The sequence below is a fragment of the Rhizobium sp. 01T417 genome (assembly GCF_056398905.1).
In genome coordinates this window covers 43595-56415 of record NZ_JBFTQH010000023.1, presented here as the reverse complement: position 1 = coordinate 56415, position 12821 = coordinate 43595, and the positions used below count along the sequence as shown (strand labels likewise).

Genomic DNA, 12821 nt, shown 5'->3' with positions numbered 1-12821 from the left:
ATGCACGATGAACCTCACACCGAGAGAAAAAGACAAGCTGTTGATTTCGATGGCGGCGATGGTCGCGCGGCGGCGGCTGGAACGGGGCGTCAAGCTCAACCATCCCGAAGCGATCGCGTTGATCACCGATTTCGTCGTCGAAGGCGCGCGTGACGGGCGTCCGGTCGCCGAACTGATGGAGGCGGGGGCTCATGTCGTCGGCCGTGACCAAGTGATGGAAGGCATCGCGGAGATGATCCATGACGTCCAGGTCGAGGCAACCTTTCCTGATGGCACCAAGCTCGTCACCGTCCACGAACCGATCCGCTGAGGTTCCCATGCTGGAGCTGCGCCCCAATTGCGAATGCTGCGACAAGGATCTTCCGCCCGACAGTTCTGAGGCAATGATCTGCACATTCGAATGCACGTTCTGCGCCGATTGCGTTGCCGATGTTCTCGGCGGCATCTGCCCGAATTGCGGCGGCGAACTTGTGCGCCGCCCGGCGCGCCCCGCTGCCAAGCTTGCCAAGTACCCGGCGTCGACAAAGCGCGTTCTGAAAGCCGAGGGCTGCGGGCCCATCAAGGCTGCGTGAGGAGAAGATCATGATCCCAGGAGAAATCATTGCCGCAAGCGACGACATCGAGCTGAACGTCGGCGCGCCGACAGTGACACTTGAGGTCTCGAACACCGGCGATCGCCCCGTGCAGGTCGGCAGCCACTATCATTTCGCGGAAACGAATGCCGGTCTCTCTTTCGATCGGGAGAAGGCACACGGCATGCGGCTCGATATCCCGGCCGGCACGGCCGTACGTTTCGAGCCCGGTCAGACGCGCTCGGTGACGCTCATCCCTCTCTCCGGCAAGCGCGAAGTCTACGGTTTCCGCCAGCTGGTCATGGGCAAGCTCTAGAGTGGGCCGGGAGCAGACGATGCGTGCGAGCCTGCACCTTCTGGCCGCCGGTGCTGCGACGGTCTTTGCCTTCGGCGCCAACGCCGAGGATCTTGATTGCAAAAATCCGGTCACGCAAGCTGACATGACGGCTTGTGAACAGGCGCGCCAGCAGACCGCCGACAAGGCACTGAACGCACAATACAAGATCACGCGCGCGGCTCTCGCAGCATTCGACAAGGATCTCGATGCGGATATGCGGGGTGCCGAAGAGGCACTGGTGAAGGCGCAGCGCGCATGGGTGAATTTCCGTGATGCGGAGTGTGAGGCGGCAGGCTTTCAGGCGCGTGGCGGCACGATGGAGCCGATGCTCGTAGCAGGCTGCATTGCAGAGTTGACGGACGCGCGCACCAAGCAGCTCAAGGAACTCGCAGAGACGATGGGCAACTGACATGGTTGGCAGGATCATGGTCGTCGGCAACGGAGAGATCGGCGCACAGGCGGCGGCCGCAGTGGCGGATGCTGCGTTCGTTATCCGCTTTAACGAATGCCGCTCCTACGAAGCGAGCCCGGGGCGCACCGACGTCGTCGCCGTCTGCAATACCGGGCGGCCGGGCAAGGCAATGCTTGCTTCCGAGGCGTGGCGGGAGCATCCAGCCGTGCGTGAGGCGGCGGCGATCTGGAGCGTGCGCGATCCGCAAAAGTTCGCGGAACTGCGAGCGCCGCTGGCCGTATCGCATCCCGAGCTCGACGATTTCTGCGACGACTACACGAGTCAATTCAATGCGTTCTGTGCTGATGTTGGCAAGATGCATGTGGTCGTTGACAAAGTGATTCATGAAGCGGTGGACGAGGCGCTGGCTGCCTACCACCCGGCGCCCTACGTCGTGCCGAGCAGCGGCATGATCGTGATATCAGAAGTGATGAACAGATTTCCCGAGGCGACCATCGATCTCGCAGGCTTCGGCCACGCGGGATGGGAATGGCATCCTTTTGCTGCCGAGCGGCAGCTTGTCGATAGTTATGTCGCCGCTGGCCGCGTCACGCGGCTGCCGGCAAGCGCATCCCTTTCTTCCTCCCAAGGAGCCTGACATATGCCCTACAAGATTTCCCGCGCCGCCTATGCCGGCATGTTCGGCCCGACCACCGGCGACAAGGTGCGCCTTGCCGATACCGAGCTCTTCATCGAGATCGAGAAGGATTTCACCACATATGGCGAAGAGGTGAAATTTGGCGGCGGCAAGGTCATTCGCGACGGCATGGGCCAGAGCCAGGCGACGCGGGCGCAGGGTGCTGTCGATACCGTCATCACCAATGTCGTCATCATCGACCATACGGGCGTCGTCAAGGCCGATATAGGCCTAAAGAACGGCCGCATCGCGGCGATCGGCAAAGCCGGCAATCCGGACACGCAACCCGGCGTCAACATCATCGTCGGCCCCTCGACCGAGGCGATCGCTGGCGAAGGCAAGATCATCACTGCCGGCGGTATGGATGCGCATATTCACTACATCTGCCCGCAGCAGATCGAGGAAGCGCTGATGTCGGGCGTAACCTGCATGCTGGGCGGCGGCACCGGCCCGGCGCATGGCACGCTCGCCACGACCTGCACCGGTGCCTGGCACATCGAGCGGATGATCGAGAGCTTCGACGGCTTCCCGATGAACCTTGCGCTTGCCGGCAAGGGAAACGCCTCGCTGCCCGCCGCACTCGAAGAGATGGTGCTTGCGGGCGCATCGTCGCTGAAGCTCCACGAGGACTGGGGCACGACGCCGGCTGCGATCGACTGCTGCCTTTCGGTCGCCGACGACTATGACATCCAGGTGATGATCCACACCGACACGCTGAATGAAAGCGGCTTTGTCGAGGATACGATCGGCGCCATTAAGGGCCGCACCATCCACGCCTTCCACACGGAAGGAGCGGGCGGTGGCCACGCTCCTGACATTATCAAGATCTGCGGTCAGTCGAACGTCATCCCGTCGTCGACCAACCCGACGCGGCCCTACACGGTCAATACCGTCGCCGAGCATCTCGACATGCTGATGGTCTGCCACCATCTGTCACCGTCTATCCCCGAGGACATCGCATTTGCCGAAAGCCGCATCCGCAAGGAGACGATCGCGGCGGAAGACATCCTGCATGACATCGGCGCCTTCTCGATCATTTCGTCCGACAGCCAGGCCATGGGTCGTGTCGGGGAGGTAGCAATCCGTACTTGGCAGACTGCCGACAAGATGAAGCGTCAGCGCGGCCGCCTGAAGGAAGAGAAGGGCGAGAACGACAACTTCCGCGTCCGCCGCTATATTGCGAAATACACGATCAACCCGGCGATCGCGCAAGGTCTTTCACACGAAATCGGCTCGATCGAAGTCGGCAAGCGCGCCGATCTGGTTCTGTGGAACCCTGCCTTCTTCGGCGTCAAGCCTGAGATGGTATTGCTCGGCGGTTCGATTGCTGCGGCTCCCATGGGAGATCCGAATGCTTCGATCCCGACGCCGCAGCCGATGCATTACCGGCCGATGTTTGCCGCCCATGGCAAGCTGCGAACCAGTTCGTCTGTCACCTTCGTCTCGCAAGCGTCGCTCGATGCGGGTCTGAAGAGCCGTCTCGGCGTCGCTAAAAATCTTGTCGCTGTGAAGAACACCCGCGGCGGCCTTTCCAAGGCGTCGATGATTCACAACAGCCTGACGCCGCACATCGAGGTCGATCCGGAGACCTATGAGGTGCGGGCTGATGGCGAGTTGCTGACCTGCGAGCCGGCCACCGTCCTGCCGATGGCGCAGCGCTATTTCTTGTTTTGAGTGTTTGGGGCGGCCGCATGCGAGGTGGCGGCTCCTAAAGCCGCGCGTTAAGACTGAATCTCCTGTGGGTTGTTTTTTATTTTTGTATGTTCCACCTTGAGGCGTTCCTTCCGTAATAGGACATTCTCCTTGTTGGTGGTTATAAAACACAAGTAAAAACAAATTGTTACGCTTCAAACCTCGCTGGATGATTGATCGCGGAAAGCGTCACGTTTTTGGGCAGCTTTCAACCGCCGCTCAATTCACCAAACTCGTTCGAACTTTAACAGTTCACTTAAGAACTCAGCAGGAGGTGACCTCTAAGCAATGTGCCTAGCGGCGGGCAAGAAGGTCGATTCGCATGAGAATTTCACTCCAGGCGGAGCTTGGCGATTTTCGTGATCGCCGCGCAATTTATGTGTTTGCTCTCAAGATGAGCTTCCTTGCGGTGACGCTCTCGTCGATCGTCATTGTCCTGCTATTGCCGCCGCTCGACTGGGCGGGACTGATGCCTGTTCCGCTCGCTCATGGTGTTGTCTACGGCGTGTTACTGTCGTGGCTTATTGGCGGGGCGGTCTCAAGCGTGCTGTCGCTGATAGCCGGTCACGCGATGCACCAGCTCAGCGTCTCGCGCGCGGAGTTCGAGCAGTTGAGCCGCACCGATGTGCTTTCAGGTCTTCTCAACCGACGTGCCTTTACAGAGGCATTGGAGCAGGTCGATGGAAATGCCTGTCTCGCGATCTTCGACGTCGACCGGTTCAAGGCCATAAACGATCGCTTCGGCCATGCCTGCGGCGATTCCGTCATCGTGGCGGTCTCCGCCATCCTCGCGGCTGCCTTCGGCGGGCACTCCGTCGCGGCGAGGCTGGGCGGTGAAGAGTTCGGCGCGATCGTTGTCGGTGGCTCACAAGAGCAGCGGATCGAGAGAGTGCAGTCGGTCTGCGCCCGCCTGGCCGGGCATCCGGTCGTTGCCGACGATTGCGTGGTCGCACTGACTGTGTCGGCCGGTATTGCGGAGTTCGAGCCCGCACGGAGCAACGAGGCTGTTTATTCGGCGGCCGACAAGGCGCTCTACCTGGCAAAGGCGCTCGGTCGAAATCGCGTGGTGCATGAGAATGACGGGCTGCATCCTGGTTGGCGCAGACGTTTGCCGGAGGAGGCCGTGGCCGCGCACGCAATGAACATGGATTGCGATGAGGCGCGGCTGGCCTGACGAATTCGCGGAATTACACAGCGAATGCCTGCAACGACAAGTTGTAGCCGGCGGATAAGCGCCACGCGGCCTCGTTGATCCCACGCGACGGCGGAAATCATGCTTCGCCGCGTAGTTCTGTGTTACGCTTGTCATTGTCACTCATGCGATCGCTGGTTACTTGGAGAGCTTATGGCATGGACGCCCCTCAAGCGACGGCTGGCAGCAATCATGGCCACCGACGTAGTCGGCTATTCTCGTCTCATGGAGGCTGACGAGGAGGCGACGCTAGCTTCAGTCAAAGCGATGCAGGAAGAGCTGATAAGGCCGAATGTCGAGCGCGAAGGCGGCAGGGTTTTCAAACTCATGGGCGACGGCACCTTGGCCGTATTTGATTCCGTGAACGGTGCAGTGGAGTGCGCGATTGCAATCCAGGGCGAACTTATGCGCCAGCCGGAAGGGTCGCGCCTAATTCTTCGCATTGGAATCAATCTGGCCGATGTTTTGGTCGATGGTACCGACTTATTCGGCGACGGAGTGAACGTTGCCTCTCGCATTGAAGCAAGCGCATTCCCCGGCGGCATAAGCATCACCGATGGCGTCTATCACCAGATCGCCAAGAGGACTGGGACGGATTTTGTGGATGGCGGCGAAAGGGTTCTAAAGAATATCGATCGACCCGTGCGCGTTTGGCACTGGCAGCCACGTTACAACGGTTTCGTGGAAGAGGAGCGACCGCGCCCTGCTGACGGAGCAATCGCAAAGACCGCAGTTAGAATCACCGCCGCGCCGTCAACGGCCCCGCAGCAGCTGGACTTGGCGGAACTGGTTGTATCCTCCCTTGAAGACCTTCTTACCGAGCAGCGTTGGCTCGATGTCTCGCGTGTTGGATCCGCTTCCGCCGCACTGGATGGAAGTGCTATTCGCCCGTATGACTACACGGTCAAGATTGGTATTCATGGCGCAGGCCCGTTCCGGGTAAACGCCAAATTCCTGCATACGAACGTCACGCCTGTGATGTGGTCGCGAGCTTTCGATCTTCCGGAAAGTTACCATTTCGATGTCGTTGAACTGGTGGCGGCGGAGATAGGCTCGCTGGTTTAGGACAAGGTGTTGCTTGCAGCATCCGAGATGATCGCCAAGAAACCACAGTCGTCCTGGTCGGCCGACGAAAACTTCCTCTATGGCAGGATGCTTGATAGCAAGCATATGCTTCCCGAGGCGGAGGTTTTCTTCTTGAGGGCAACGGAACTGGATCCGGGGATGATTTATGCCCAGGCCAGCTATGCCATTGCCCTGACTTACAGTTTTGCCCAAACAGGCGACTTCGAGCACCTGCGCCGCGCCGACGAGATCGTACGGATCGCCTTGCGTATCGACAACAATGACGCCCTTTCCCACTATGCGGCAGCGCTGGTCCATCTGCTTTCACGCGACTACGACGAGGCCAGATCGCATTATGGCAAGGCGCGCGACCTTGCGCCCAGCGATCTGCAGATTCGCGCCGATCACGCGGAAATGCTCCACTACCTCGGCGACCTGGAACAAGCGGACGCCGAAATCGGTGAATGCTTCAGGTTGGCAAAATATCCCCCGGTGTGGTTCTGGGTGATCAGGGGAATTATCCGACTCCACCAGGGCCGCTTTGGTTCTGCAATTGAGGATTTTGAGAACATTCCATGGAGGTCGTGGCGAACGCTTATCTTGCTTGCTGCGGCCTATGCCCTGCACGGTGACGAAGTTCGACGTGGGCAGTACCAGACTGAGGCCTTGAGCCTTCAGCCCGCACTCGGACCTGAGCTTGTGCGAAACACTTTTCCCTATCGCGACCAGGACGCGCTTTCAAAACTTCTCTGTGCCTTTGTAGGAACTGCATAGGAATTCCGGGCGCAAACATCTGCTGCATATGCCTTTCCGGCAGGTTCCTTCTTGCATCGCATCAGGCTATTTTGCATGGTCGCAGTCTCAAGCGAATTGGACACGTCATGCAACGCGTTACTTCCTACCTGCCTGCGGGCACGCCTTCCTCGAACCCCATCGGAAAAGTGGTTTTGCCGCACGACCTGAGGCATTTGCGGCGAAAGCTGCTTCACCTCGACAACGGCGAGATGGTCATGCTCGACCTCAAGGAGCCGGTGCTTTTTGCCAGTGGTGATATGTTGGTTCTCGAGGATGGCGAGCTCATCGAAATTGTAGCCGCAGACGAGAAGCTCTTCGAGGTGAGGGGCAGGGATCGCGTGCACCTGATCGAGCTCGCGTGGCATCTCGGCAATCGGCATCTCGGCGCCCAGATCGAGGAAGACCGCATCCTTATCCTTCGTGATCATGTGATCCGCTCCATGCTCGAAGGGCTCGGTGCGACGATCCGCGAAGTTGCAGAGCCGTTCCAGCCGGTACGCGGTGCGTATCATTCACATGGCCATGCGCACGGTCATGACCAAGCGCATCATCATCACTCGCACGACTGATCCGATATGACTGATGATGCCGACCTGCAGGCGTTGTTGAGGATGATGACCTGGCTGTCGCCAGCTTTCCCCGTCGGGTCCTTCGCCTATTCAGGCGGTCTGGAGCGCGCCGTTCATGATCGGCTGGTCCCCGATGCTCATTCGCTTACTGCGTGGGCGTCGAACCTGATGGAGCGTGGGCCTGTATGGAACGACGTGGTTCTCCTTGCCGAGAGCCACCGCTGTCACCGACAGTCGGAGCGGCTCGGCGAACTGGCGGAGCTCGCCGAAGCGCTTGCCGGCTCGCGCGAGCGTCATCAGGAGACGATGCTGCTCGGCGATGCGTTCCTGTCCGCCGCCGGTGCGTGGCCAGACGAGGTTTTCGATCGATTGCCGCGACATGTGGCCTACCCGGTGGCGATCGGTGCCGTGGCGGGTGCCCATGGGGTGGCGTTGGAGAAGGCGATTGCGGCATTCCTGCATGCCTATCTCTCGCAGGCAGTTTCCGCAGGTATCCGTCTCGGCGTGGCCGGGCAAAAGGATGGCGTTGCCATTCTGTCGCGGCTTGAAGGCGACATAACCTCGGTTGTGAAACGGGCGGCAGCTTCAACACTCGACGATCTCGGATCGGCGACCATCCAGGCCGACATCATGTCGCTGCGCCATGAAACGCAGTCGACCAGGCTCTTTCGATCGTGACTTGTCCGCAGACGCGCGGCCACCCGTCGCCACCTGCGTCATTTGCCGGTGGTCGCCCTTCAGGCGGCACGCTATCATCGGCCGTTATTGGAGTTCAGAATATGAAATCAGGAAACGGACCCTTGCGCGTGGGCATCGGTGGGCCGGTCGGCTCCGGCAAGACGGCGCTGACGGAGAAGCTCTGCAAGGCCATGCGCGACGACTATTCGGTGGCTGTCGTCACGAACGACATCTACACGACCGAGGATGCCGAGGCGCTCATGCGCATGCAAGCTTTGCCATCGGATCGGATCGTTGGCGTGGAGACCGGCGGTTGCCCGCACACGGCGATCCGTGAGGACGCGACGATCAATCTGCAGGCCATCGCGGGCCTGAATGAGCGGATTCCCGATCTCGATGTAGTTTTCATCGAGTCGGGCGGTGACAATCTGGCCGCCACCTTCTCCCCTGATCTGGCTGATATCACGATCTACGTTATCTCGGTTTGCCAGGGCGAGGAAATCCCGCGCAAGGGTGGCCCAGGCATTACCAAATCGGACCTTCTCGTCATCAACAAGAAGGATCTGGCTCCCTATGTCGGCGCGGACCTCGAGGTCATGGACCGCGACGCGACACGGATGCGCCAGGCACGCCCCTTCGTATTCTCCGACATGAAGCGTGGCGATGGCGTTAGCTCCATCGTCAGCTTCCTGAAGGAACATGGCGGCCTGTAGTCAAACCTGCCTCAGCGCGTTGACATCCTCGATCGCGATGGCGCGGCCGCTGACGCGTACGCCTGATGTGCGCAAGGCGGAGAAGGCACGTGACAGCGCTTCCGGCGCAAGGCCGAGCTTTCGTGCCAGCAGGCGCTTTTGGAACGGCAGGCGCAGGGAAGCCCGCGCACCCTCACTCGTACAATGCGTCAGCAGATAGTGGGCGACGCGCTGCTGGCTGGTCTGCATGCGATCGCGCGCCAGACACTCCATGGTCGACAGCAAATGCCGCGAGAGGCTGCGCGCGATCGCGCTGCCAATCCGCGGGTGTTGAGCGAGCAACGCCTTGACCTCAGCGAGATCAAAGCGGGTGAGGATGACGTGCTCCATCGCCTGTGCGCTATAATTGTATGCGTCGCCGGCAAGCACCAGGCATTCACCGAAGCTGTCGCCCGGCTCGCAGATGCTGACATCCGCTTCGCGTTCCTCAGAGCCGCGATAGAGCCTGACGTAGCCACTTAGCACGCAATAGAAGTAGTGCGCCTTCTCGTGTTCACGGAAGAGAACATCCTGTGGACCGTAGCGCACCGCCACCGCGCAGGACAGCAGAGCGTCTCGCTCGTGTCGGTCAAGGTTGGAGGTGATCAACGCACCGCCAAGCATCGCCTGCTGCGCGCTGCTCAGTTTAAAAGCTCCGGACATCTGTTTCTCCCTGTGGCGCGGCGGGTGCCGTTCCCTACCTGATATTTGGAAGGATAACCGGGAGACGCGGTTCAGAACTTGAGCTTGATCAAATGTCAGCTAATAAAAAAGCCGGGGTGTTGCCCCGGCTCTTGGCTCGAGCGGCTACTCTGCCGCGAACGGCGGCAGGCGTACGACATTGCCAGATTTGCCGCGCTTGCTTTCCGGGGTCTCGATTGCCGTTACCCGGCCCTCGAGCGCACCCAGCGCTTGTGTGAGTTCTTCGCGGGACATGGCCAGATCTTCCTTGTCCTTCTTGCCCACGAGACGACCGAACATCCAGGCAAGCAAGCGGGACAGATCGTCCATGATCAGGAAGAACGAAGGCACGACGACCAGCGAAAGCACGGTCGACACGATAATGCCGCCGATCACCGCAATCGCCATCGGCGCACGGAACGAACCGCCTTCGCCGACGCCGAGCGCTGATGGCAGCATACCTGCTGACATGGCAATAGACGTCATGATGATCGGCCGGGCGCGCTTGCGACCTGCTTCGACCATGGCTTCGACACGCTCCATGCCGCGATGACGCATCTCGATGGCGAAGTCGACGAGCAGGATCGCGTTCTTCGTCACGATGCCCATCAGCATCAGGATGCCGATCATCACGGGCATCGAGAGCGGATTCTGGGTGACCAGCAGCCCGACTGCCACGCCGCCGATCGCAAGCGGCAGCGAGAACAGGATGGTGAAGGGCTGGATCACGTCCTTGAAGAGGAGGATCAGCACCGTCAGCACCAGCATCAGGCCCATCAACATGGCGTTGACGAAGCTCTGCTGCATTTCGGTCTGCACCTTCGTGTCGCCACTTTCGGCAAGCTGTACCGTCGGCGGAATGTTGGCTTCCTTGACGATCTGGCGGAACCGTGCCGAGGCAGTGTCGAGTGCCACGCCCTGCGGCAGGTCCGAGCCGATCGATACGACGCGGTAGCGGTTGTTGCGCTTGATCGAGCTGACGCCTTCCGAATAGTCGATATCGGCGACAGTGGAGAGCGGTACGGTGCTGCCGCTTGCCGTCTGGATCTTCATTGCCCGCAAGGCGGCAAGATCGCGACGCATGTCGAGCGAGGCCTGCACGCGGATCGGGATCTGGCGATCGTCCAGGTTGATCTTGGCGAGCGCCGCATCAATATCGCCGATGGTGGCAACGCGGATGGTTTCGGAGATCTGCTGCGGCGTGATGCCGAGGCGAGCCGCCTGATCCTTGCGCGGACGGATCTGGAGTTCCGGACGGGGCAGGGCGCCTTCGGCGCTGACGTTCGCCAGCAGCGGATCGGCTCGCAGTTTCGCTTCCAGGATACCGACAGCATCGTTCAGATCCTTCTCGTTCTTGGAGAGGAAGTTGAACGACAGGTCACGTTCGCCGCGATCGTTGAGCTTCAGGATGCGAACGTCTGGGATATCATGGAGTTTGGCAAAGACCTCCTTTTCGATATCCCACTGCGGACGAACGCGTCCCTTTGGTTCCACCTTGGGCAGATAGGATCCAATGACCGGGACCTTAACGAGCATGTCGTCCAGCTTCTTTAAAAGCCTCTGGTCAAGCTTGTGGAGCGTGAGCGTTACCGTCGCACGGCGCAGTTCGAGGTCGCCCTTCGGAGACGCGCCACCAAGCACGAAGACGCTTTCGACGCCGTCGATATCCTTCACGTCCTTGTAGATCGCGTTCGTGGTCGCTTCCGTGTCGTCGAGCGTCGCATTCGGCGGTAGCTCGACGGACAGGACGATGCGCGATGCGTCCTCCGGCGGCAGGAAGCTGCCGGGCACCTGCGCAAGCAACATCACGGAGCCGACAAGGAAGGCGATCGCCGCAATCAGTGTCGCATAGCGGGTCCACCACCGGCGGGTCGTAGCGCGCACGAGGCGCGTATATCCGCGGAAAAAGAGGCCGTCGTTGTCGTGATGATCTTCGATGCCGTCTTCCGCGCGCATCAGATATGCGGCCATCATCGGCGTGATGAGGCGCGCCACCATGAGCGAGAAGAAGACCGAGAAGGCAACTGTCAGGCCGAACTGAATGAAGTACTGACCGGGGATGCCAGGCATGAACGACACCGGCACGAACACAGCGATGATCGTGAAGGTCGTCGCGATAACCGCGAGGCCGATTTCGTCTGCCGCCTCGATCGCCGCGCGGTAGGGCGTCTTGCCCATCTTGATATGTCGGGCGATGTTCTCGATCTCGACGATCGCGTCATCGACGAGAATACCGGTCGCGAGCGTCAGGGCGAGGAAGCTGACAAGGTTCAGCGAGAAACCCATCAGGTCCATGATCCAGAAAGTCGGGATCGCCGACAACGGCAGCGCGATGGCCGAGATAAGCGTTGCACGCCAGTTCCGGAGGAAGAGGAAGACAACGATGATCGCAAGCAGCGCGCCCTCGATCAGCGTATCGATGGCCGCTTCATAGTTGCCATAGGTGAAATAAACGGAGTCGCTGATCAGCTCGATGCCGACGTTCGGGTTTTCCGCACGCACCTTGTCGAGGCTCTTTGCCACGGTTTCGGCGACGCTGACCTCACTGGCACCCTTCGAGCGGAAGACGCCGAAGGTCACGACAGGGGTATCATCGAAGCGCGAGAAGGATTTCGGCTCCTGATAGGTGTCCTTGATGACGCCGAGATCGGAAACCTTGACGAAGCGGCCGTTCGGCAATGCGATCGTGGTGTTGGCAAGTTCGGCGACGTTGCGGGCGTCGCCGAGCACACGGATCGCCTGTTCGCTGCCTGCCACCTGGCCACGGCCGGAGCCGAGGTCGACGTTGGTGCCGCGCAGTTGTTGGTTCACGCTTGCCGCGGTAATGCCGTGGGCGTTCAGCTTGTCGGGATTGAGCTCGATACGCACTTCGCGGTCTGCACCGCCGTAACGGTCGACACGGCCGATGCCGGCCTGCCCCTGCAAGGCGCGCTTGACCGTATCATCGACGAACCAGGAGAGCTCTTCGAGCGTCATGTCGGGGGAGGAGACGGCAAAGGTCTGGATCGCCTGACCCTCGACGTCGATCTTCGAGACGATCGGTTCTTCGACGTTGGCAGGCAGGTCGCTGCGGATGCGGTCGATCGCGTCCTTGGTGTCCTGAACGGCCTGCTCGGTCGGCACTTCCATGCGGAACATGACGACCGTCTGCGACTGGCCGTCCGTCACCGTCGATTGGATTTCATCGATGCCGTTGATACTGGCGACGGCATCCTCGATCTCCTTCGTCACCTGCATCTCGAGCTCGGCCGGCGAAGCGCCGCTCTGCGTTACGACAATGGAGACGAGCGGAACGTCAATGTTCGGAAACCGCGTGATCGGCAGCCTATTGAAGGACTGGATGCCGACGAAAAGCAGAAGTGCGAACGCCAGAAGCGAGGCGACGGGATTTCGGATAGACCAGGCTGAAAAGTTCATCGGC

At 60.3% G+C, this 12821-nt stretch carries 14 protein-coding genes; 12 read left to right on the top strand and 2 right to left on the bottom strand.

Annotated elements, in window-relative coordinates:
- Nucleotides 1–7: 7 nt before the first annotated feature.
- The 12 genes from AC1DPR_RS21120 (at nt 8) to ureG (ending at nt 8701) form a co-directional block, all read left to right on the top strand.
- The gene (locus AC1DPR_RS21120) at nt 8–310 is read left to right on the top strand and encodes an urease subunit gamma (protein ID WP_018858231.1); all 303 of its coding nucleotides are present in this window, start codon (nt 8–10) and stop codon (nt 308–310) included.
- A gap of 7 nt (nt 311–317) precedes the next feature.
- Nucleotides 318–572, top strand: coding sequence for a DUF1272 domain-containing protein (locus tag AC1DPR_RS21115; RefSeq protein WP_018858232.1), 255 nt, complete (start codon nt 318–320; stop codon nt 570–572).
- Between the two features lie 10 nt (nt 573–582).
- Complete coding sequence (locus AC1DPR_RS21110; RefSeq protein ID WP_477817083.1) at nt 583–888, top strand: urease subunit beta; 306 nt, start codon at nt 583–585, stop codon at nt 886–888.
- Between the two features lie 19 nt (nt 889–907).
- A complete protein-coding gene (locus tag AC1DPR_RS21105) occupies nt 908–1318 on the top strand; it encodes a lysozyme inhibitor LprI family protein (RefSeq protein WP_477817082.1) in 411 nt (136 codons plus the stop codon).
- A gap of 16 nt (nt 1319–1334) precedes the next feature.
- Complete coding sequence (locus tag AC1DPR_RS21100; RefSeq protein ID WP_026371926.1) at nt 1335–1958, top strand: hypothetical protein; 624 nt, start codon at nt 1335–1337, stop codon at nt 1956–1958.
- A gap of 3 nt (nt 1959–1961) precedes the next feature.
- Nucleotides 1962–3671 carry an urease subunit alpha gene (gene ureC, locus AC1DPR_RS21095; protein WP_018858236.1) on the top strand — a complete coding sequence of 570 codons (1710 nt, stop codon included), beginning with the start codon at nt 1962–1964 and terminating at the stop codon, nt 3669–3671.
- 340 nt (nt 3672–4011) lie between these two features.
- Nucleotides 4012–4863 carry a GGDEF domain-containing protein gene (locus AC1DPR_RS21090; RefSeq protein ID WP_037216195.1) on the top strand — a complete coding sequence of 284 codons (852 nt, stop codon included), beginning with the start codon at nt 4012–4014 and terminating at the stop codon, nt 4861–4863.
- A gap of 171 nt (nt 4864–5034) precedes the next feature.
- Entirely contained in the window at nt 5035–5946 is a 912-nt protein-coding gene (locus AC1DPR_RS21085; protein WP_246734666.1) for an adenylate/guanylate cyclase domain-containing protein, read from the top strand.
- A gap of 9 nt (nt 5947–5955) precedes the next feature.
- The gene (locus AC1DPR_RS21080; protein ID WP_477817081.1) at nt 5956–6720 is read left to right on the top strand and encodes a tetratricopeptide repeat protein; all 765 of its coding nucleotides are present in this window, start codon (nt 5956–5958) and stop codon (nt 6718–6720) included.
- A 107-nt stretch (nt 6721–6827) separates the two neighbouring features.
- A complete protein-coding gene (gene ureE, locus AC1DPR_RS21075; RefSeq protein ID WP_477817080.1) occupies nt 6828–7310 on the top strand; it encodes an urease accessory protein UreE in 483 nt (160 codons plus the stop codon).
- A 6-nt stretch (nt 7311–7316) separates the two neighbouring features.
- Nucleotides 7317–7988 (top strand): urease accessory protein UreF, encoded by a 672-nt coding sequence (locus AC1DPR_RS21070; RefSeq protein WP_018858240.1) that lies wholly within the window; start codon nt 7317–7319, stop codon nt 7986–7988.
- Between the two features lie 101 nt (nt 7989–8089).
- Entirely contained in the window at nt 8090–8701 is a 612-nt protein-coding gene (ureG, locus tag AC1DPR_RS21065; protein WP_025660122.1) for an urease accessory protein UreG, read from the top strand.
- On the opposite strand, the gene AC1DPR_RS21060 is transcribed toward ureG, so the two are convergent.
- Together AC1DPR_RS21060 and AC1DPR_RS21055 are read right to left on the bottom strand one after the other, a co-directional pair.
- On the bottom strand, nt 8702–9382 hold the full coding sequence (locus tag AC1DPR_RS21060) for a Crp/Fnr family transcriptional regulator (protein ID WP_018858241.1): 681 nt from the start codon (nt 9380–9382) through the stop codon (nt 8702–8704).
- Between the two features lie 144 nt (nt 9383–9526).
- Complete coding sequence (locus AC1DPR_RS21055; RefSeq protein WP_018116917.1) at nt 9527–12817, bottom strand: efflux RND transporter permease subunit; 3291 nt, start codon at nt 12815–12817, stop codon at nt 9527–9529.
- Between the last annotated feature and the right edge of the window lie 4 nt (nt 12818–12821).

Excerpts from the sequence above, each read along its gene's own strand:
- AC1DPR_RS21120 (WP_018858231.1), top strand. The coding sequence starts at position 8 with ATGAACCTCACACCGAGAGAAAAAGACAAGCTGTTGATTTCGATGGCG.
- AC1DPR_RS21115 (WP_018858232.1), top strand. The coding sequence starts at position 318 with ATGCTGGAGCTGCGCCCCAATTGCGAATGCTGCGACAAGGATCTTCCG.
- AC1DPR_RS21110 (WP_477817083.1), top strand. The coding sequence starts at position 583 with ATGATCCCAGGAGAAATCATTGCCGCAAGCGACGACATCGAGCTGAAC.
- AC1DPR_RS21105 (WP_477817082.1), top strand. The coding sequence starts at position 908 with ATGCGTGCGAGCCTGCACCTTCTGGCCGCCGGTGCTGCGACGGTCTTT.
- AC1DPR_RS21100 (WP_026371926.1), top strand. The coding sequence starts at position 1,335 with ATGGTCGTCGGCAACGGAGAGATCGGCGCACAGGCGGCGGCCGCAGTG.
- ureC (WP_018858236.1), top strand. The coding sequence starts at position 1,962 with ATGCCCTACAAGATTTCCCGCGCCGCCTATGCCGGCATGTTCGGCCCG.
- AC1DPR_RS21090 (WP_037216195.1), top strand. The coding sequence starts at position 4,012 with ATGAGAATTTCACTCCAGGCGGAGCTTGGCGATTTTCGTGATCGCCGC.
- AC1DPR_RS21085 (WP_246734666.1), top strand. The coding sequence starts at position 5,035 with ATGGCATGGACGCCCCTCAAGCGACGGCTGGCAGCAATCATGGCCACC.
- ureE (WP_477817080.1), top strand. The coding sequence starts at position 6,828 with ATGCAACGCGTTACTTCCTACCTGCCTGCGGGCACGCCTTCCTCGAAC.
- AC1DPR_RS21070 (WP_018858240.1), top strand. The coding sequence starts at position 7,317 with ATGACTGATGATGCCGACCTGCAGGCGTTGTTGAGGATGATGACCTGG.
- ureG (WP_025660122.1), top strand. The coding sequence starts at position 8,090 with ATGAAATCAGGAAACGGACCCTTGCGCGTGGGCATCGGTGGGCCGGTC.
- AC1DPR_RS21060 (WP_018858241.1), bottom strand. The coding sequence starts at position 9,382 with ATGTCCGGAGCTTTTAAACTGAGCAGCGCGCAGCAGGCGATGCTTGGC.
- AC1DPR_RS21055 (WP_018116917.1), bottom strand. The coding sequence starts at position 12,817 with ATGAACTTTTCAGCCTGGTCTATCCGAAATCCCGTCGCCTCGCTTCTG.